Below are 20,221 nucleotides of genomic sequence, written 5' to 3'. Positions count from 1 at the left end.
ATGCCTAATACTTCGGCAATTATTGCCGGTGTTCATTTTAAAAATCCGATCGTTATGGCTTCAGGCACGTTCGGCTTCGGTAAAGAATATGGCAAGCTCTATGATGTTTCGCTGCTGGGAGGAATCTCCGGCAAAGGGCTGACTCTCCATGCCAAAGCCGGAAACCCTGGTGTCCGCGTGTATGAGACAGCGTCAGGCATGCTGAACAGTGTCGGCCTGGAGAATCCGGGAGTTGAAGCATTTTTGGCCAAAGAGCTTCCTTATTGGGAGACGCTGGATACAGCCCGGATCGTGAATCTTGGCGGGAATACGCTGCCGGATTATGTGCAGGGTGCTGAGCTGATTCAGCGTGATGCCGACCAGCGCACCCTTGCGGGCAAGCCTGCGGTTGATATGATTGAACTTAATATTTCCTGTCCTAACGTCAAGGAGGGCGGTATTGCCTTTGGCGTGAAGACTCCAGCCGCACAGGAGGTTGTCCGTGCCGTAAGAGCTGCTACGAAGCTGCCCCTGGCAGTGAAGCTGTCACCGAATGCGGAAGACATCGCGGAGATGGCGGAAATGTGTGAAGCTGAAGGTGCGGATGCCGTATCGCTGATTAACACCATCTCCGGGATGAAGATTGATGTGCGCCGCCGCAGCAGCGTGTTCAATAATTTGTACGCAGGTTTGTCCGGCCCGGCGATCAAACCGGTGGCTCTGCGGATGGTGCATCAAGTGGCACACCGTGTATCAATCCCCGTGATTGGCATGGGCGGTATTACTTCCGCTACGGATATCATTGAATTTATTATGGCCGGAGCTACAGTTATCCAGGTGGGAACCTACAACTTCATGAATCTGCGGGCAGGAAGCTCGTTAGTGGAAGAACTGCAGCAGTTCATGCATGAGGAGAATATCTCGTCACTGGACGAGATCCGCGGAATTGTTTAAAGAATCCGGCATTTAATTGCCTTGGAGGCACTTCTTTTCCGTCCCCCTGAGATATCTTCGTGTGCAGAGGTTAATATAATGGGTAGGGGGGATACTGTTGTCTTCACTTGAATATGAGCTTGACGATATTGAACTGTCTGCGGTACCCGTTGGACGTGACCTGCTGCTGCTGATTACCGGCGGTGTCCGCCATATTGGAGCAGCCAGCACGGCATACCCGGATGGTGATACAGTGAGAGCAACGACCTCGGCCGTTCCTCATCACAAAGAGCATACGATCAGCGAGGCTATTGCCCTAAGAGCTGCTTCTGCGCTGAACCGGACGGTCACAGTTGTCATGGGCATTCATTACGACGACCTGAGTAAAGAAGGCATACTGAAAGTCGTCGAAACGGTAAACAGCAAGGTGGATCAATATTTAGCGCAACAAATTTGAAACGATAATGGAACTCCCTGCGTAAAAGATAACAAATGAGCAAATAACTTTTATTTTGGAGGAATGAACCATGTCTATATTTAAAAGATTGCGTGATCTGACCATGTCTAACGTCAATGCGATTATTGACAAAGCAGAGGATCCAGTAAAGATGACCGACCAGTACATCCGGGATATGACCGAGGATCTGGAAGATGCTGAAAAGGCGGTTGCCGCCCAAATCGCCATTGAGAAGAAATTCAAGCAGCTGTACGAAGAACAGGAAGCACTGGTAGCCAAGCGTAACCAGCAGGCCCATACCGCTGCTCAGGCAGGCAATGCCGATCTGGCCCGCCGTGCGCTGGAAGAGAAGAAAGCCGCAGAGGTCAAGCTTGTTGAATATAAGACGAGCTTCGATCAGAACAAAGCATCCGCTGACAACCTGCGCGCCAAGCTGGAGGAAATGCGCAAACAGCTCACGCAGATGAAGAACAAGCGTGAAACTTTGGTAGCCCGTTACAATGCTGCTAAGGCACAAACCGAGATTAACAAAGCGATGAGCGGATTTAGCTCCGATTCAGCTTCCGCCGGATTGAAACGGATGGAAGACAAGATGCTTCAAGCTGAAGCACAAGCCGAAGCCAGCAACGAAATGAGCTCAGGCAACAAATCGCTGGACGATGAATTCGAGAACCTTAACAAGGATAAGGCTGTGGAAGACGAACTGGCTGCCCTGATGAAGCAGTACGAGAAACAATAACATAGGGTATTAGCCGGTCCTGAGCCGGTGGTTACAGGCGAAGGGGAGACAGTAGAGTTGTTTCTCCTTCGCCTTATCTATGCTTTCTATACCGGGCTGGCAAACTGAACAAGCGGGGGCTAAAGCAATGGATTTCCATACTCTGGTGTCCATGGTTGTGTGGACGGTGAGCGGCGCAGTGCTGCTTTTTGTGCTGATGTTCGTGGATTCGCTGTTTACCCGTTATAACGATCTGGAAGAATTGAAAGCAGGCAATATGGCGGTTACCACCCGGTTTGTGCTGAAACTCGTGGCGCAAGGTTATATCTTATCGTCCTCTATTGCTGCATCGAGCCGTTTGGGAGATGCACTTGTGGTCTCCATAGTCTCCTTCTGGATGCTGTTTATCCTCGAAAAGTCTGTAGAGCTGCTGCTTGGCAAATGGGCCACCATTGACCTTGACCATGGAACCCGGCTCGGCAAAATAGGCTACGGGCTGCTGGCAGGCTCGCTGCATGTAACAGGTGCTCTAATTATCGCGGCTTTCATCCGCGGGTAGGGCTAACAGGGTTATATAAACTAAATCTAATATTGAGCTTATATAGCCTACAAATTTTTCAAAAGGAATGATGGAAATTGAGCATATGGAAACGAATCGGAAATATCTTCTCCAAACCCCAGGCACCGGCTGCGCCGAAAAGTATGCTTAATCTCGCTCCCGGTGATATTTGTGAGGTTTCGCTGGTAACCTATGAGGTAACCGGACGGACGCAGACTAGCGGCCGCAACGCAGTCGTACTAACATTACGTGACGGCAGCCGGATTGCGTATCTATATATTGAAGAGCGGGAACAGCTGCAGTACAGTCTCTATCAGCCAATTGACGGGCGGTTGGATAATCCTGCAGAAGTGCCGGCTACACTGGAGTTGGATGACTATACCTATTTTCTTGAGGAAGAATACGAAGGGTATGCGACTGTCACAGGCCAGACTCCTTATATGAATGGCGGAACACAGCATGTCTGGCAGTATCAGTCAGATGAGTACCGGCTGCTGAGGGTAGAGTGGCAGAACGGACGGTTTATGCTCTATGAAGGGGAAAAGGTCATTCCGGCTGATGTGCGGGTCATCCGCGCTTCATAACCTATCATATTGAGATTATGACAACAGGATTAAGCTTGAAATACACCAGTATCTATGAGGTGCAAATATAGTCAAGGATGCCTACGCCGCCAGCGGAGGTATCCTTTTTGGGTTGCGGCAGCAAAGTGAAATTTCACTTTATAGATAAGCATGTTAAAATAGTCAGAACACTAACAAGTGCTGGAACATCACTTAACCCGCGATCTGAAGGAGAATGGAGGCACTAATGAATAATAGGGATAATATGCAGGATCATAAATTTCAGCGCAAAGCGATACAGGTGAAGGAAGCGCAAGCCCGGGTAATGCAATATGCAAAAGTGCTTGGGATAGAAGAGGTTCCGCTTAGCCAAAGCTGCGGACGTTATTTGGCTGAACCGGTCAACGCCCCGAATCCGTTTCCGGCATTTAACCGTTCGGGTATGGATGGATACGCAGTTATTGCCGCAGATACTCAGGAGTGTAATGCAGAGAATCCGGTATGGCTGGAAGTCATCGATAATATTCCATGCGGAGCTGTACCTTCAGCAGATCTTACTCCCGGAACTGCTGCACGTATTATGACCGGAGCCCAGGTGCCCGAAGGTGCTGATGCAGTGGTAATGATCGAAATTACTGAGAGCAGAGATAGGGACGGGAAGACCTTCGTCTTACTTCGTAAACCGCAGCTGGCTGGAAGCAACATCACACCGCGCGGCTTTGAATTGAAGGAAGGCCAGCTGGTGCTGCCGGCCGGCCGCTTAATTGCAGCGGGTGATATCGCAGTGCTGGCAGCTTTTGGGATTCCCTTGGTGAAGGTGCATCGGCGGCCGAAAATCGCGATATTTGCAACCGGATCTGAGCTTTTGGCCGTAGATGAACCGCTTCAGCCGGGTAAAGTACGCAACAGCAATTCACCGATGCTGGAAGCGCTCGTACGGGAGGCCGGAGGTGAGGCAGTGATGCTTGGAGCGATCGCTGATGACCTGGAGCTGGCCCGCAGTAAGGTCCAGATGGCGCTGGAAACGCATGATCTCGTCATTACAACGGGCGGTGTGTCCGTTGGTGACTATGACATCATGGGCGATCTGGTCCGGGAAAAAACAGGAGAAATGCTCTTTAACAAAGTTACCATGCGCCCGGGGAGCGTCACGACAGCTGCAGTGCGGGGCGGGAAGCTGCTTCTGGCACTATCAGGCAATCCGGGAGCTTGTTTTGTCGGATTCCAGCTTTTTGCCCGGCCGGTCATTTCATTGATGTTGGGAGCTGCGCAGCCGCTTTTGCCGGAATGGACCGCGTTTATGGGTGCGGACTATACCAAAGTGAACAACTATACCCGGTTTGTCCGTGCCCGGCTGGAAATCCGTGACGGTAGCATTTACGCCTATCCCGCGGGAATCGATGAGTCGTCAGTCATGGTAACGATTAAAGACAGTGACTGTCTGATCATCGTCCCGCCGGAAGCACGCGGACTGGCGGCAGGAGATCAGGTGAAGATATTGAAATTGCCTGGTGAGATTATTGGGTAGAGCAGGGATGGAGGGCCGGCGAAGCAGAATGAAGCGATTTGGAAGAAGGACAAGACTCAGGGGAAATACCGGTAAGACAGAGCAGCGGAACGGCGGACAGCGGGGAAATGTTCAGCTGCCGGCAGTTTGCCAGGTTGTCGGCTACAAGAACAGCGGGAAAACGACGCTGATTTGTGCTCTGATACCCTTGCTGAAGCAAAGGGGCTGCAGTGTCGCTGTCATCAAGCATGATGCCCATAATTATGATATGGATCATCACGGAACAGATACCTGGAAGCAGCGTCAGGCAGGCGCGGCAGCGGTTGCTATAACGAATAATATCCGGACTTCTGTGATTGAAGAACGGAGCACCAGCTTATCCAAGCTGATTGCTGATTTCTCCGGCTATGATTATGTGATCGTTGAAGGATTCAAGCAGGAAGCGTATCCCAAAATTGTGCTTCTGCATAGCGATGAGGATCGGATCCTGCTCAAGCAGGCCAGCAATATCGCAGCAATCGCCGTCTGGGAGACGATGGAGCAGGCTGCCATCGCGGAAAATTGGCAGGACAAGCTATTTAGCATCAACGACATTGAAGGGATTGCCAACCTTTTGTGGGAACAACGATCTGATTTTCAAAATTTCAACATATGAAAAATTCACAATAGAATGACCAAAAAATCAGCTTTGCTGCTGAAATGATACTTTTTATAAGACTGGTCTGAAGGAGGAGCGGTACCGTTACTCGGGAACAAGAGCAGCGGCGCCGCTAAACGAAGCAAAACAGCGGGAGAGATCGAACGAGATGAAAATAAGCAAGCAGAATGCGGAACACTATACATGGGGAGACCTATGCGATGGCTGGCATCTAGTTAAAAACAATAATCTGAGTGTAATTCATGAAAGAATGCCGGCAAACACGGCGGAAGTGAAGCATTATCATCAGCAAGCCCGGCAATTCTTCTTTGTACTCTCAGGTACTGCTACTCTCGAAATAGCGGGTACGGAAATTGTGCTTAATCCGCAAGAGGGAATCGAGGTTCATCCATTGGTTCCGCATCAGATGTTCAATACATCAGGCGCTGAAGTTGAATTCCTGGTCATTTCTACGCCTCCAAGCAAAGGTGACCGGATCATGGTTGAATAAGTTCGATCCCCATGGAGATATTCGGTTAAGCCAACTCTCTAATCAAGCCAGTGGGTAGGAGCGGTGAGTCTTGCAGGCAGCTTCGTTGCGGCATTTCCTTTTGCAGCATTGATCTGGAACTGGGTGAGGAACAGGCTGGAAGAAAGGTCGGCACCGCAGATATTCGTATCCCGGAAATCCGCACCGATCAGGTCGGCCGCCCGCAAATCTGCACCGCTCAGATCGGCAGCAATGAGGTAAGCTCCCCGCAGGCTAACGCAGCGCAGATCGGCGCCTTTAAGCTTGGCTCCAATCAGGTCGGCTCCGCGGCCGTAGTTCTTCTGGCGTTTTGGTGTTTGCTTCAAGTTGCGGCGAACTGCTTCCCGGGTAAGCTCGCTTGCCCGCAGCAGCAGTTCATTAACTTCACCGCGGTGGGCCCCAACATTCAGCTCCAGCAGCGACTCAGGTGTGAGCATAGTGAGCTGCTCTGTCTTTTTCAGCATATCAGCCAGTGCATGATGAATGGGACCCGCCGCAGGCCAGCCCAGGGCTTCAGTTAAATACCACAGTAATTCATGAAGCTGCCGCATAACCGGGAAAACTTCAAACATCTGGGACGCAGTGTCCGGAGCCTGATGCCAGTTCACACCGCCATAGGTGACGCTGGATACCTGTTGTCCTGCACCGAAACAGTCATACACCGTACATCCCCGAAAACCAGTCTCCCGGAGCCGGGTATGTATCCCACAGCGAAAATCCGCCTGCAGATTGTGGCAGGGCTGGCCTGCTGCTTTATCCATAGCAAAGTCGGCCGAAACGGCAAAAGGCAGGGCGGCACAGCATAACCCGAAGCACTGCTCGCAGTCTGCACGCAGATTTAGCGGCGGTTCAGCCGCTGAATAAGTTGAATAGTCTTGAGTCTCAGACAAGAGAAATTCCCTCCATAACTAAGTATTTAGATATTGTAATACATAAGATAATCAGCTTTCCACACGCCGCTCAATCGCTTCAGACATCGTTTTGTCTGTAAGATGGGCATAGACCTCAGTTGTTTCTGTGGAGGCATGTCCAAGCTGCTCTTTGGTTTTGTAGATATCATTTTGCAGATAATAGTCTGTAGCGAAAGAGTGGCGCAGCTTATGAACCGTTAGATAAGGTTTGCCGAACCGTTTGGCATATTTGATGATCATCTCCTGGATGGCCCGTTTAGTCATGCGTTTACCTTCCTGGCTGCCGTTTGGCAGAGCAATGAACAGGGCCTTTTCCCGTTTTGGCGTTTTGTAGCGCGTCTGGCGCAGACTTAAATAGAGCGCAAGATCATCTTTGGCCTGCTCACGGAAATAAACCGGTGTTTTGAAGGTTTCATCGTTATTCCCTTTGCGGTATACATAGAGCAGCTTATTGTTAATATCCAGATCATCGACGTTCAAATTGACTACTTCAGATACACGAAGCCCGGAGTTCAGAATCAGACTGGCGATACAGGCATCCCGTTCACGGTTCAGCTGAAAGGAATAATAAGCCTGCTTATTGGCTTCTACATCCCGTCCATAGCCTTCATAGATATAGCCTACGAACTCCAGCAGCTCCTCATCCTCCAGGATTTTTCCTTTCAGCTTGGCGGCGGTATCCTTGGGCTTATGAATCCGCTTGATCTCTACTTTGGCCATAATATTACGCTTCAGCAGAGGGTAGAAATTCTCATCTTCGGCAATCTGGCTGAGATAATGGAACAGGGAGCGCAGGGCAGAGAGCTTACGAGAGACTGTTACCCGGGTGTTAGTCCCTTCGGCACGTGTTGTCAAATGCAGGCGGTAGCCTGTGATACTATCCATATGCAGCGTTTCCAGATCGAGCAGGGTGATATTAGCAATGCTGTCCGCAGCAGACAGACCCTCAGCCCTTAACCAGCCGAAAAACGATTCATAATCACGGATGTATTCCAAAAGGGTAGAGGGTGACAGATCAGGTCGTTTATAGTCTATGAATTGCTGAACAAACCAGGGCATAAGATGCAGCCTTTGATCAAGGTTTTTACGGTCGCTGTTCTTTTGAATGCTGATGACAATCACCTTTTTCTTAGTATGCTGTAAGGTTGAGTGAATACGGGTGTCTGTCTATCTTATCATGTTTCGCAGCTGGCCGGGAATGGTGGTGTACGCACTGACCTTGCTCCCGAGGGGACAAAGTTATATGATGTGAAGTAAAATGTGAATCGTTGAGGTGAACCTAATGGAACTTGGAATCGAATTGGTTCCCAAGGAGAATAGACAGATAATCAGCAGACTTATGCAGTTTTATCTATATGATTTCACCCGGTATCTGGAGCTTGAGGTAGACCGTGACGGCAATTTTCCGTCATATCCGGGTCTAGAAGCTTACTGGAACAGCGGTAACAATAAATTCGCTTATCTGTTTACCGCGGACGGCAATATCGCCGGATTCGCACTGGTGGACCGTCTGCTGCGTAATCCTGAAGGGCAGTTTTATATGACTGAATTTTTCGTGCTGCAAAAATACCGCCGCAGCGGTGTGGGTACCTGGGCCGCACACCGACTATTCGATATGTTTCCCGGTGACTGGAAGGTGTCGCAGATCCGCGCCAATACACCAGCCCGCAATTTCTGGCATCGGGTTATTGGAGCGTATACGAATGGGGAATTTAAGGAACGCTTCAATCCGAAACAGGGGAATCCAAGCCAATATTTCAGTACGGAAAGCGCCCCTAAGCTCAAAAAATAGCGGGTACGCCGGCTAATCGGTTCAGCCGTTTATATAACGCATGGATCGTGCTGGTGTCGGCCTCCAAGCGGTACTCAAAGGTTGAAATTGCTGAGAAGGGTTACCGTTCCTGGGGTTATTAGGGTACGTCAGGGCAGAGTGGGAAGCTATACATTGGCTAAATGGCCGCCGGATTTTAACCTTTAGCGGAGATGTATCACTCCCTGTATGCCCTGCTTATGGTGGCTTGTTACCAGCAGCTACTTAGGGAATTTTTTTATGCTGCAGTTACGCTGTTCAAACTTATCTTTAAAGATAAAATAGCACAACATAAAATATAAGTTAACATATTATATATTATGTAAACTTATATTAAGATATAGCCAAAGATTGCAAGTGGCAATCCAGCGCGAATCGAGCTTAAAGCTCGGCGAATAGCTGGTTTCAAACATAAATTACTCAAGCTTTGTCTTCAGCATCAGGCTCAGCAAGCGGGGTAACCCATATTTTATAGAGCAGTCCTGTACTCAGGAATTCGTAGTCAGCCTGGACCCGAAAACGCGGACCGTGGAGTGTATTGCTTCTGACAAGCTCAAATAGCAGGATGTTAGCCAGCTTTTCATCCGTTGTCTGATATCCGGTATAAAGATAGCCGATTTCATTATAAGGACCGCTGGAGATCCATTCAAAGGCTTCATGCTGCGTCTCGAATGTCATTGGTTCCATATACCAGTCAATGTTATCAGGCACAATACGTGAAGGTATTTGCTTATAGCAGTAGGAATTGCCCGTTGCCGGGCGCATAGCTTCATTATACGGATTATGTTCTTGCGGATTGGCAGGGTCATCTTTCATTGAAAATCCCCTCCTAAGCTTATTTACCTGATTATACCAAAAAAGGAACGCCAGGATATAGGAGATGGGGAGGATGGACAGGATTTCATAAACATTAATAGTTAACATAATATTATATATGTAAACCTAATTTCCGTTCTATTACGATAATCTGTCATTCGATCAAAAACCTTAAGAAAATCTGGCAAAATATACTCTTTATTTATGCAATTACATCATATGAAAAATTCACAATAATAAACCCAAAAAATCCACTCACCTCCAATACTTCACATTTACTCTCACCTTTTAACTCACCTTAATTCCGTAAAATACAGAAAAAAGGGGGGGCCAGATCCCCCCTGAATTAAGCTTACTGTTACATACCGCAGACGAATACGTAAAAATTCGTAGTGTCTAGCCAATCCGCAACAGCAAGCTGCTTAACTTGCAGGAACAGCCAGGCGACTTTTCAGCTCCAGTGCAGTATGTAGAGAGATCAGCGCCTGTTCCAGTGACAGAAAGGACTCCGAACCGTCTTGGAAACACTGTAGCGCATGCTGCAGACTTTTCTCATATGGATTCACTTTGTCCAAGACAATTTCTTGACTGCCTGTTTCACTGTATTCGTAAAGTGCAATATCCACACCGCCCTGCATATCATCTTTTTCATGAAACTCCAGTTTAGCCCGTTCAAAATAAGCTTCATAGCCCACCGTAAAAGGATAGGCTGCCGGCATTAACGACGAAGCAATGACTTCTGCTGAAACATTGGGGTTGTTGAAAATAGCCTCTACCAGTGCTTGTCCTTCTTGTCCGCCTTGACTCCCCCATACCCAGGATGGAGCGGTCCCGCCTAACAGCCAGCTTACGAAATCAAGATCATGAATCATCAAATTTGTAGTAATAGTGCCCAGTCCCAAATCTCCCCATAAGGGAGCGGTTTCCCGGAGTAAACGTACTTTAAGAAGCCTGCCGTATTTCTTCTGCACCGCCGACTCATACAAATACTGATAAGCCGGATCAAATTTGATGAACTGGTTGACGAGGACGCTCTTTCCGGATTGTTCTTCAGCATGTTTCATTGCAGCGGCATCTTCAGCAGACAAGCAGACCGGAGTTTCACAAAATACATGTTTACCCGCCTGAAGCGCGTCCAAAGTGTATTGTTTATGCAGGGCTGAGGGCAGACAAATATCAATAATATCAAGGCCGGGATCACAGATGACTTCATCTAAGGAGGTAGTGATCTCAACACCCAGTTCTTGCTGTAGCTTGTGCAGCTTGGATTCATTCCGTCCGAAGACGATCACCCGGCCGATTTCCGGAAATTTCTTGAGTATGGAGGCGTGGTATGCACCAAATCCCGTGCCTAATATGCCAATGTTCATTTACAACAGCTCCTTCTCTCTGATACATTCCATAATATACTTCTATTGTTGACAGCAGAGTGGCAAGAATAGTGGGCGGACTGACAGGAAATTTTTTGAGGGGGGTGCACTGTGCGTGTACACCGTTTGATTGCGATAATATTGCTGATCGAATCCAGGGGGAAGATGAAGGCAGGCGAGCTGGCTGCTGCTCTCGAAACCTCCGTCCGCTCTATTTATAGAGACATTGATGTGCTGGCCGAAGCGGGGATTCCCATGGTTACTTCAACCGGACCGAACGGCGGGATTTCCCTGATGGAGGGTTATACGGTCAATCTACGGCAGCTGAATGGCGACGAAGTCATTCATCTTTATTTAACAGGCATGGGATTTCATACAGGCAGTCAGAGTGAGTCCCGCATCCAGCTGAACAATGCCCTGCTGAAACTGGAAAAAACACTGCCCGCTCCTTATCAGGCGGATATTCGCAAGGCCAAAAATGTTTTTTATTTCGATGATACACCATGGTGGAGCGGACATACTGCGCTGCCTGGTCTGGAGACGCTGCGTACTGCGCTTTGGACAGGGCACAAAGTCAGAGTGGAATATCGTAAAGTGAGCGGGGATCTCTCTACGCGTATTTTGCAGCCATACGGCTTGGTTGTGAAACAGGGGGAATGGTATCTGGTGGCCTTATGCGAGAGGGCGGAGGGGCTGCGGACATTTAAATGTGAGCGGATCAGCGCTGTACATCTGCTCGAAGAGAAATATGAGCTGCCTGAAGATTTCTCTCTGGAAATGTATTGGAAGAGCGGAGAGGAAGCTTTTAAACAATCTAGAAGAGCAGCGGAATATTACCCGGTCACAGTCAGAGTGGATAAAGGAAAGCAGATACCTGGAGCAAAATTCGATGTCATTCAGACTGTGAAAGACGGGAACTCACAGATTGTAACAGTGAACATGTACAGTTTTGAACAAGCCTGCGGGATGGTGTTTACACTGCCTGCTGATGCGGAGGTTTTGGAACCTCAGACTGTGAGAGTTTATATAAAAGAGCGGATAGGGGAATACCAGCGAATGTATCAATAATATATAGGAAAATTAACACTATACTCTAAACAGAGAGTATAACATTATTTGGAAGAAACCAATAGAGCAACATAAACAATATTATGTTACCTAATAGGGATATGAACTTTACGCTTAGAAAAAATAATGACCCCATTAAGTTGCGTTCGGTCCATATAATGGATGCTCTTTTCACACCGTATGAAAGTACGGGGCTTATCGAGCTTATTCACTCTAACGGGCTAGTACATTCAATAAGAGTATTGTACAGCCAATGGATTTGTTAAAATATATGATTTTATGGTATGCTTTTGGTAATTAAAACCGAAAGGGTGATCTAGTCCATGATCTATTAATCCTATCCATTAAGAAAACCTCGGCATTTATTGGTTTTCTGGATAGGAGAGGTCTGGGCTTTTTGCACCTTTGAATGAGTAATTGCCGTTGCTTGTATTCGCATAAGCGCGCATTCTCTTTCGGTGCTATGACCTCCTGTCCATGAGGACCAGGAGGTTTTTTGATGTTCAAAATTTTCATTGAAAAAGGAGGGTGATTTTTGTGCTAGGGCCGAATCCGAACGATAAGTACCCAATTCCAGGAAACCGTAATGTACAATTTATCAAAAATACGATTAATAAACCCAACATAGTGGCGGGGGAATATTCATATTATGATGCCAAAGATGGCGAATTGTTCGAAGAGCAGGTGTTGTACCATTATGAAGCAATCGGCACCAAGTTACTGATTGGTAAGTTTTGCTCAATTGCTGCTGAAACGACATTTATTATGGGAGGCGGCAATCACCGGATGGATGGCTCGACCTACCCTTTCAACATTTTCGCTAATGGTTGGGAGGCATATGTGCCTACGCTGGAACAGCTATCTATCAAAGGAGACACCGTCATTGGAAATGACGTTTGGATCGGTCGAGGGGCAACGATCATGCCAGGTGTCTCCATTGGGGACGGCGCAATTATTGGTGCACGTGCCGTCGTAGTAAAAGATGTACGACCCTATACCATCGTCGGTGGAAATCCAGCGAAAGAAATTCGGCAACGATACTCTTCGGAAGTGGTTGACGAACTACTGAAGATTCGATGGTGGGATACCAAAATGGAGCTGATTAACAGTTATATGGGGGCTATTATTAGCGGCAATCTGGGCGAACTCTTGGAGATGAAAACAAAGATGTGAGGTGCTAAGGAGGGATAGCATATGAAAGCTAAAATTCTAGAGTTCAAGGTTCCCGAACTAGACTCAGGGCCATATGGGATCACATTTGGACCGGACGGGGCCTGTTGGTTTACAGAGCAGAGAGGAAATCGAATTGGACGTATGACGGTTCATGGAAAATATTCTTCTTACCCGGTTCCGACGCCCGAGGCTGGTGTCATGTCGATTGTGGCCGATATGGAGGGGGGCTTATGGTTTACGCAATATAAAGCGAACAAGATCGGCTATTTAACTCCCGACGGTCGACTGACTGAGTTTGAAGTCTCGACACGCTCCGCATCGCCGTTCGGCATCGCAGTAGGACCGGATCAATCCATTTGGTTTACGGAAACATCGGGCAATAAAATTGGTAAAATATCGATTGATCACGAGATCAGTGAGTATTCCTTGCCTCAAGAAAACTGCTTCCCCTCGTTCATAACAAGAGGTGCTGATGGCGCAATGTGGTTTTCGGAGAACCAAGCCAATCGGATCGGACGAATTACTCCAGATGGAGAAATTTATGAGTTCATGATCCCGACGGAAAACGCTTGTCCTGTCGGATTAGCATGTGGTTCAGATGGGGCGGTATGGTTCGTCGAGATCCAAGGAAATAAAGTTGGAAAGATCACGACTGGTGGTCAAATAACTGAGTATGAAATTCCGACCAAAGAAGCGCGACCACATGCAATTACGCCAGGAATGGAAGGCGAATTGTGGTTCACTGAATGGGGGCAAAATCAAATCGGCCGTATAACCACGAGCGGCGTAATTACCGAATACCCTATTCCGACACCGAATGCGGAACCTCATGGCATTGTTTTCGGGTCGGACAATGCAGTATGGTTTGCTGAAGAATGCAACCAAATAGGGATGCTAAAATTCTTTTAAGCGCAGCGGCTTTCGACTAACGGAGAACCTTAATTCAATAAAAACAGCGACAGTCTAGGACCTTATTTTTCGTCCTTTATTGTCGCTGTTTCAATTTCCGGGGTCAGTCTAATCTTTTATTTTCTTTTAACATTAGCCGATTTTAACGCTGGACGGCTTGACGATTACGGATTCAGCCAGTTCTCTGGCCTTAAATCTTCTGTGGGCAGTGATCAGAAACGGAAGCCCGAGGGCGGTAGTCAGTGCCAGCGGTACAAACACTGCAGGACCGTTAGTGGCGCCAAACTGATCCAGCAGCATGCCTCCAAGGATAGGTGCCATTACGCTGCCCAGGCCGTTGAAGCCGATGGTTCCGAAATAAGTGCCTTTCCACTCAGGCTTGGCGATCCGGTCGATTAGCATATCCATCATGGTGAAGAGCAGTACTTCACCGATTGTGAACAGGATGACACCAGCCATGAGAAGAGCGACTCCGCCAGCGATTCCGAACAGCAGCATGCTTAGCGCTACACAGATATTCCCGAGAATTAGGGGCACAATGGGCGAAAACTTGCTGGCCGTGCGGACAATCGGGTACTGGACGACCAGCACGGTCACTGCATTTAGTGACAGCATATACGAGAACACCTTTCCGCCATTCGTAAAATGCGTATTCATCGCCAGATACTGTGCTAGCGTGGAGCTGAAATGTCCATAACCCAGTACACAGAAGATGGTACCGAGAAGCACAGGAAGGAATACGCGGTCCCGGCCAGCGGTTGCCAGTGCCGCGCGCAGTTTAGGTGCCTGAGCTTCTGAACGCTGCGGCAGCGTAGAATGGTGCGCACGGAACTGCGCGAACAGTACAAGTCCATAAGCGATATAGACGATTCCGGCAATCAGAAAGGGAAAGGTCGATTTGGCTGAACCGAGCTGAAGGCCAATGATCGGACCGAAGACTACGCCAAGATTGACAGCGGCGTATCTTAGATTGAATACGAGCAGCTTGTGCTCAGGCGGTGTAATATCCGAGAGCAGCGCTCGTGAGGTAGGTTCGAACACAGCGCGGCAAATCCCGTTCAATGTATTTACGAGGAAGAACACCCACAAATGCTGTGCGGCAGAGAAGCCGAAGAAGACACAGGCCCAGCCGAATACAGAGACCAGCATGACGATTTTGCGCCCGATCACATCGGAGATATACCCGCCATAGAAGCTGATCATCACGCCTGCAAGCGAGCTAACCGCTACTGTAAAGCCTGTCTGGGTAGGGGAAGCGCCGAGCACCTGGGTCAAATAAATGGATAAAAAAGGAATGCTCATCGATGTTACCAGCCGGCCGAACATGGTCCCGATAATAATTGTCCATGCCAAAGGATGAATATGCTGTAGATGTTGTTTCATAAGCTTGTAGATCTCCTAGTCTTCTTTCAGATTTTTGGGACTGTTAATCAACGCTTTGTTATGTATAATTGTAAAGATAAAAGGGGGAAATAAAAGTGTAAGTTTTACACAACCCCTTTCACCTTTAAAGGAGCGATGAGCTTGGATAACAATATCTCTCATTTTCTCCGGTTGGCCGCGGAGGTTAATACACCTTTTAGAATACATGAGACCCTGATGGTAAGTATTGAACAGCTGGCAGAGATTCTTTGCTGCACCCCGCGGAATGTGAAGTTTATCCTGCGCAAGCTTGAAGAGAAGTCGTTCATTCACTGGCAGCCGGGAAGAGGCAGAGGACACATTTCCGAACTGACCTTTATACGCAGTGTGGACGAAGTGCTGGAAGATGCCTTACAGGAGCTTATTGGCAGGGGGAAGATTAAGCAGGGCATAGACCTAATCGGTCTGCCTGAGGTAAACGGCCCTTTAAAGGAACGTCTGCTGACTATGCTAAATAAGCAAATGGGCTATCACAGTGAGACTGAATCGACGGAGGGTCTTGATGTCCTGCGGATCACACGCAACCGGCATATGCAGAAGCTGGACCCTTCCTGCGTATATACCGCTTTTGAAGCCTTTCTGATCGGTCAAATGTACAGCACACTGGTGACTTATGAAGCATCCGGCGGCCGGTTTGTACCGGCTCTGGCCCACATGTGGGAAGTGAATGAGACCTATACCAGTTATATTTTTTATCTGCGCAAAGGTGTGCGGTTCCATCACGGCCGGGTCATGACAGCTAGGGATGTCAAGGAGACATTGCAGCGTTTGAAGGATCAGAATAGTCCGGCCTTGTGGCACTTCCGTCACATTACAGGTGTAGAGCTACTAGGGGATCATCGTATCCGCTTTGATCTGTCTAGGCCAAATCGCTTTTTCCTGCACCTGCTGAGTTCAATCTATATGTCGGTTCTTCCCTGCGATGTGGAGTTCTCTGCGGAAAAACCACTCGGAACCGGCCCATACCGGGTAATGAATCTGAGTGATGATGTTCTGGTGCTTGCTGCATTTGATGATTATTTCGGCATCCGGCCGCTATTGGACCGGGTGGAGATCTGGTATTTGCCGGATCAGAGGGCCAGTGAACGCCACTACCAGCTTCCGGAGGTAGAGGAATTCCGCCTGTCCTCAGAGCCATGCACGAATAACAGCATAGACTATCCGGCTCTGGGATGCAGATACATCCTCACGAATTTCCGCAAAGAAGGACTTCAGCACAATCTTCATTTTCGTCAGGCAATGAGACTTCTATATCATCCGCTTGCGTTGATAAGAGAACTCGGAGGCAACCGGATTACCCCTGCTGACAGTTTCCTTCCCTGGAGAAGCCGAAAGAACACATGGGTTGAACCTTCACTTGAAGAAGTGAAAAAGCTGCTTGATTTAAGCGGCTACAGCGGTGAAGTCATCACCCTTGGCTATCTTCCCAAGAAAGATGAACGGGAGGAAGCGGAATGGCTTCAGCGGCGCGGAGCCGGAATTGGCCTGCAATTTAGACTGCTGGATTACAAGGATTATAATCTGAAAGAAATCATGTGCCAGGCTGATTTTGTGTTTGCGGAAGAAGTGCTGGAGGATGACTGGCAGTGGGGGATGATCAATTATTTTGTGAACAAGTCTAATCATCTTCATGTTTTGCTGGAAGATAGTCAGCGCGACAGATTAGAGCAAGAGCTTGATCACTTTGCAGAGCTGCCTGAAGATGGCAGATGCCGACTACTGGAGCAGATGGAAGACGTTCTCCGCGACAATGCATGGCTACTCTATGGATGCCATATGAACAAGAGAGCGCAGCTTAATCAGAGTTTGTTCGGCCTGCATACCGGCTCCTTCGGGTTTCTCGATATTTCCAGGCTGTGGATTAAAACGGGATTTAAGTAAAGGATTGCGGCAATTGATGACAGTCTCCTCTATTTACAAGTGATAGGATTTGTCCACATAAGGTTAAATAAGTACATAGGATGAGTGGACAACAAATCGGATATCATTTGCGGTGCGGATGTGCCGGTAAATGGACAGATGCGCAAGGAGGCTGCCAGAATTATGGATGAGAAACGCGAATCGATTGGAAATTTGATCAAAAAAGGCAACAGATCCTCAGGATCGGCAGCTATCGGCAATACTTGCATCGCAATGGTTAAAGCAGTTGCTTTTGCTATGACCGGCAGCGGTTCAATGTTCGCAACCATGATGCATTCGATTGCCGATGCCGTCAATCAGGTGTTTGTATTTACGGGCAGTGTCCTGGCTGAGAAAAGGCCCACCCGCCGCTTTCCGGACGGTTTCGGAAGGGTCATCAACCTGTTCTGTATGGTAGCGGTAATTGTCGTTACAGTTATGGCGTATGAAACGATGCTGGAAGGGTTCCATCTGCTGAAGCACCCGGCTGAGGATTCCGGAGGCTATTGGATCAATGTTCTGGTCCTGCTGCTGTCGATTGCAGCAGACGGATTTGTGTGGGTGAAGGCTATGAATGAAGTGCTGCATGAAGCGCGGGTTGAGGCTAAAGGGTTCAGCAAGCTTACTGTCTCACTCAAAAATGTGAAACGGGCGGCTCCTCCGACCCGGCTTGTCTACTATGAAGATCTGGTAGCAACAACAGGGGGGCTGCTGGCCATGATTGCCGTACTGGTCACCGCGCTGAGCGATTTTCATCTGCTTGACGGAATCACGAGCATTTTGATTGCTTTTATGATGATCGGGGTAGCCTTCCGTGTAGGTTATGACAATATGGTTGGACTGATCGGTGTGGCCGCACCACCGGAAATCGAGGATAAGGTAGCGAAGATCATCTTCGACGATCCGCAGGTTACTGATATTTTTCAGATGCGGATTCTGCAGGAGGGGCGTTATTATCATGTAGAAGGCCTGATCGAGCTGCGGCAGGGCTTATCGCTGGCGGATGCTGACGATATCAAGTTTAAGGTGAGGGACAAGCTGCTGGCTGACCCGCATATTTCGGATGTGACCTTAGGGATTTTGGAGGATAACGGAGTCCGAAACTGGGTACCGCAGCATGAATTACAGGATTTTACTTAACTTCAATAAAGGGGAGTGCCGTGCAAAACGGTGCTCCCCTTAACTATGAGTGCTATACACATCCTGCGTTAAGCGGGGCTAGGTGGTTAAACCACCTGCTTACCGTCACACTTTTTGCAGACATCCAGCTTACCGCCGTCGGCACTTTTGCCAATATAGAGCAGTTTAATCCGTGTGCTTCCACAGATTGGACAGGTTCCTCTGCTGCGGGACGGCGTCCGCCAGAGTGCTTTGCCGCGTTTATTCTTGGACATAAGGTTTCCCACCTTCACTCGTAATACCCTATCCTATGCCTGTCCTGGCAAGACTAGTACTTTTCACATTGACATACCAGTTATTTCTAATATAGTGTGAAAGTTGTATTTCATTAATCATCCGGAAAAATATACTTCAGGAGGAAGCTATGCTCACATCGGTTTATATGGTAAGACATGGTGAATCACCAATGAATGAGAGCAGCAAAAACGAAAGAACCAGAGGTTTGACGGAAAAAGGGAAGAGGGATGCCCTTCAAGTAACTGATTTATTGAAACAAGAAGATATAGAGGTTTTTGTCTCAAGCCCTTATCTGAGGGCAGTTTTAACCATCGGGGATTTGGCTGGGGCCAGCGGCCGAGAGGTGCTTTTATACGAAGACCTTAAAGAAAGAATCTTTCTAAATGAAGATAGACGTTTGCCTGATGAGGAGTTAATTCCGCTATTGGAGAAGTCATTTATTGATCCTAGTTTTTCTTTGCCGGGGGGAGAATCGAATGCAGAATGTCAGAGCCGGGCTGTAACCGTTGTAGAAGAGTTATTAAAGAATTATAACGGACGGAAGATAGCTTTAGGCACACATGGGGCTGTAATGACTTTGATTATGAATCATTATGACAAAAAGTACGATTTAGACTTCCTGCTTAACATGTCCAAACCGGATGTATACAGGCTGGATTTTAACGGGACTGGGCTGATTGAGGTTATCAGATTGTGGAATTAGTGGTTCAACTACTGAAGCACAGGCAGCACCAGCCGTAAGGTATTTGATTTGCGGGCTGGCGCTGCTGCGTTTTACATACTTTTTTGGTATTGGACCATCAGATAATGACTCATGAAATGGTAAATCAAAAATACAACAACTACAGCAAGTGTTACCCATAAAGGGGCTGAAATAAGAATCGTAATATAGGCGATCGCCATGATCAGCCATTGCGTGATGTCTGCAGCCTTGGCTTTGGCTCGGTTACGGATAACCGTATTCCGTTCATCGTTATAATCGATGCTGGTCTGCTTCTCAAGCTCAGGGTTTTTGCGTGCAGCACGGTTCATTAATAAGCTTGATATACTAACCCCCGCACTGCCCGCCCCGATGCCGATCAATGTACCCGAGAGAGCCTTGAATTCCTCATTGTTAAAAAAGAAGCTTGCCGCAATTGCGCAGATTCCGATGAACAGCAGTACTGCGTAGAAAGCCGATGATCTTCTCATTTCTGTTCCTCCTCGTAGATAAAAATCTCCTCAACGGACAGGTTGAAATAACGGGCGATTTTTAAAGCTAAAATGATGGAAGGGTTGTATCTTCCATTTTCGAGCGAGCCGATCGTCTGTCTGGATACCTCAAGTGCTGCTGCAAGCTCCTCCTGCTTAATACCGTGCTGTTTGCGTATTTCCTCTAGCCTGTTTTTCAAAGGATCACCTCACTGCGAAAGATGGAAAGCATGCTTTCCATAACTAAAATATCATTAAAAATAATAAATGTAAAGCCTACTTTCCATTTTGTTGAGGATTTGTTGAGGAAGTTGTTAATAGTTCCGCATATTTAAATGGTTCGTCATTTTGGTC

General features: G+C 47.9%; 23 protein-coding genes. 15 read left to right on the top strand and 8 right to left on the bottom strand.

Annotated features, from left to right (window positions below; all coding sequences use genetic code 11):
- The 8 genes from L6H70_RS04890 to L6H70_RS04855 all read left to right on the top strand — a co-directional run bounded on the left by L6H70_RS04890 (position 1) and on the right by L6H70_RS04855 (position 5,864).
- Entirely contained in the window at positions 1–933 is a 933-nt protein-coding gene (locus L6H70_RS04890; protein ID WP_236333134.1) for a dihydroorotate dehydrogenase, read from the top strand.
- A 97-nt stretch (positions 934–1,030) separates the two neighbouring features.
- Complete coding sequence (lpdD, locus tag L6H70_RS04885; RefSeq protein ID WP_236330340.1) at positions 1,031–1,369, top strand: prenylated flavin chaperone LpdD; 339 nt, start codon at positions 1,031–1,033, stop codon at positions 1,367–1,369.
- Positions 1,370–1,439: 70 nt separating this feature from the next.
- On the top strand, positions 1,440–2,108 hold the full coding sequence (locus L6H70_RS04880) for a PspA/IM30 family protein (RefSeq protein WP_236330336.1): 669 nt from the start codon (positions 1,440–1,442) through the stop codon (positions 2,106–2,108).
- Positions 2,109–2,235: 127 nt separating this feature from the next.
- Complete coding sequence (locus tag L6H70_RS04875) at positions 2,236–2,646, top strand: DUF350 domain-containing protein (RefSeq protein WP_206100271.1); 411 nt, start codon at positions 2,236–2,238, stop codon at positions 2,644–2,646.
- A gap of 77 nt (positions 2,647–2,723) precedes the next feature.
- Complete coding sequence (locus L6H70_RS04870) at positions 2,724–3,230, top strand: DUF4178 domain-containing protein (RefSeq protein WP_206100270.1); 507 nt, start codon at positions 2,724–2,726, stop codon at positions 3,228–3,230.
- 226 nt (positions 3,231–3,456) lie between these two features.
- Complete coding sequence (locus L6H70_RS04865; protein ID WP_236330333.1) at positions 3,457–4,737, top strand: molybdopterin molybdotransferase MoeA; 1,281 nt, start codon at positions 3,457–3,459, stop codon at positions 4,735–4,737.
- Positions 4,738–4,765: 28 nt separating this feature from the next.
- On the top strand, positions 4,766–5,371 hold the full coding sequence (mobB, locus tag L6H70_RS04860; RefSeq protein ID WP_236330329.1) for a molybdopterin-guanine dinucleotide biosynthesis protein B: 606 nt from the start codon (positions 4,766–4,768) through the stop codon (positions 5,369–5,371).
- A 151-nt stretch (positions 5,372–5,522) separates the two neighbouring features.
- Positions 5,523–5,864, top strand: coding sequence for a cupin domain-containing protein (locus tag L6H70_RS04855; protein ID WP_236330326.1), 342 nt, complete (start codon positions 5,523–5,525; stop codon positions 5,862–5,864).
- A gap of 38 nt (positions 5,865–5,902) precedes the next feature.
- On the opposite strand, the gene L6H70_RS04850 is transcribed toward L6H70_RS04855, so the two are convergent.
- Together L6H70_RS04850 and xerS are read right to left on the bottom strand one after the other, a co-directional pair.
- The gene (locus L6H70_RS04850) at positions 5,903–6,772 is read right to left on the bottom strand and encodes a pentapeptide repeat-containing protein (protein WP_236330323.1); all 870 of its coding nucleotides are present in this window, start codon (positions 6,770–6,772) and stop codon (positions 5,903–5,905) included.
- Between the two features lie 51 nt (positions 6,773–6,823).
- Complete coding sequence (gene xerS, locus L6H70_RS04845) at positions 6,824–7,906, bottom strand: tyrosine recombinase XerS (protein WP_236333133.1); 1,083 nt, start codon at positions 7,904–7,906, stop codon at positions 6,824–6,826.
- A 169-nt stretch (positions 7,907–8,075) separates the two neighbouring features.
- On the opposite strand from xerS, the gene L6H70_RS04840 reads away from it, so the two are divergent.
- Positions 8,076–8,585, top strand: a complete 510-nt coding sequence (locus L6H70_RS04840; RefSeq protein ID WP_236330320.1) for a GNAT family N-acetyltransferase — start codon at positions 8,076–8,078, stop codon at positions 8,583–8,585.
- Positions 8,586–9,023: 438 nt separating this feature from the next.
- On the opposite strand, the gene L6H70_RS04835 is transcribed toward L6H70_RS04840, so the two are convergent.
- Positions 9,024–9,419 (bottom strand): hypothetical protein, encoded by a 396-nt coding sequence (locus tag L6H70_RS04835; RefSeq protein ID WP_236330317.1) that lies wholly within the window; start codon positions 9,417–9,419, stop codon positions 9,024–9,026.
- 422 nt (positions 9,420–9,841) lie between these two features.
- Positions 9,842–10,789, bottom strand: coding sequence for a Gfo/Idh/MocA family protein (locus L6H70_RS04830; RefSeq protein ID WP_236330314.1), 948 nt, complete (start codon positions 10,787–10,789; stop codon positions 9,842–9,844).
- A gap of 111 nt (positions 10,790–10,900) precedes the next feature.
- On the opposite strand from L6H70_RS04830, the gene L6H70_RS04825 reads away from it, so the two are divergent.
- The 3 genes from L6H70_RS04825 to L6H70_RS04815 all read left to right on the top strand — a co-directional run bounded on the left by L6H70_RS04825 (position 10,901) and on the right by L6H70_RS04815 (position 13,939).
- Positions 10,901–11,857 carry a helix-turn-helix transcriptional regulator gene (locus L6H70_RS04825; protein WP_236330311.1) on the top strand — a complete coding sequence of 319 codons (957 nt, stop codon included), beginning with the start codon at positions 10,901–10,903 and terminating at the stop codon, positions 11,855–11,857.
- Positions 11,858–12,385: 528 nt separating this feature from the next.
- Entirely contained in the window at positions 12,386–13,030 is a 645-nt protein-coding gene (locus L6H70_RS04820; protein WP_423802770.1) for a Vat family streptogramin A O-acetyltransferase, read from the top strand.
- A 21-nt stretch (positions 13,031–13,051) separates the two neighbouring features.
- Entirely contained in the window at positions 13,052–13,939 is an 888-nt protein-coding gene (locus L6H70_RS04815) for a Vgb family protein (RefSeq protein ID WP_236330305.1), read from the top strand.
- A 132-nt stretch (positions 13,940–14,071) separates the two neighbouring features.
- On the opposite strand, the gene L6H70_RS04810 is transcribed toward L6H70_RS04815, so the two are convergent.
- A complete protein-coding gene (locus tag L6H70_RS04810; RefSeq protein WP_236330303.1) occupies positions 14,072–15,322 on the bottom strand; it encodes an MDR family MFS transporter in 1,251 nt (416 codons plus the stop codon).
- 141 nt (positions 15,323–15,463) lie between these two features.
- Between L6H70_RS04810 and L6H70_RS04805 the strand changes: the two genes are divergently transcribed.
- Together L6H70_RS04805 and L6H70_RS04800 are read left to right on the top strand one after the other, a co-directional pair.
- Positions 15,464–17,242 (top strand): ABC transporter substrate-binding protein, encoded by a 1,779-nt coding sequence (locus L6H70_RS04805; RefSeq protein ID WP_236330300.1) that lies wholly within the window; start codon positions 15,464–15,466, stop codon positions 17,240–17,242.
- Between the two features lie 162 nt (positions 17,243–17,404).
- Positions 17,405–18,400, top strand: coding sequence for a cation diffusion facilitator family transporter (locus tag L6H70_RS04800; protein WP_236333130.1), 996 nt, complete (start codon positions 17,405–17,407; stop codon positions 18,398–18,400).
- A gap of 86 nt (positions 18,401–18,486) precedes the next feature.
- On the opposite strand, the gene L6H70_RS04795 is transcribed toward L6H70_RS04800, so the two are convergent.
- Entirely contained in the window at positions 18,487–18,654 is a 168-nt protein-coding gene (locus L6H70_RS04795; protein WP_236330297.1) for a hypothetical protein, read from the bottom strand.
- 149 nt (positions 18,655–18,803) lie between these two features.
- Between L6H70_RS04795 and L6H70_RS04790 the strand changes: the two genes are divergently transcribed.
- Entirely contained in the window at positions 18,804–19,379 is a 576-nt protein-coding gene (locus tag L6H70_RS04790) for a histidine phosphatase family protein (RefSeq protein ID WP_236330294.1), read from the top strand.
- 71 nt (positions 19,380–19,450) lie between these two features.
- Here L6H70_RS04790 and L6H70_RS04785 read toward each other — a convergent pair whose 3' ends face one another.
- Entirely contained in the window at positions 19,451–19,867 is a 417-nt protein-coding gene (locus tag L6H70_RS04785) for a hypothetical protein (RefSeq protein WP_236330291.1), read from the bottom strand.
- The gene (locus tag L6H70_RS04780; RefSeq protein WP_054940818.1) at positions 19,864–20,067 is read right to left on the bottom strand and encodes a helix-turn-helix transcriptional regulator; all 204 of its coding nucleotides are present in this window, start codon (positions 20,065–20,067) and stop codon (positions 19,864–19,866) included. Before L6H70_RS04780 ends, L6H70_RS04785 begins: the two co-directional genes overlap by 4 nt.
- Positions 20,068–20,221: the final 154 nt, after the last annotated feature.

The organism is Paenibacillus auburnensis (genome assembly GCF_927798115.1).
Lineage (GTDB): Bacteria > Bacillota > Bacilli > Paenibacillales > Paenibacillaceae > Paenibacillus_AQ > Paenibacillus_AQ auburnensis.
Note: the sequence above shows the minus strand (reverse complement) of the source record. Positions and strands in the feature narration are given on the sequence as shown.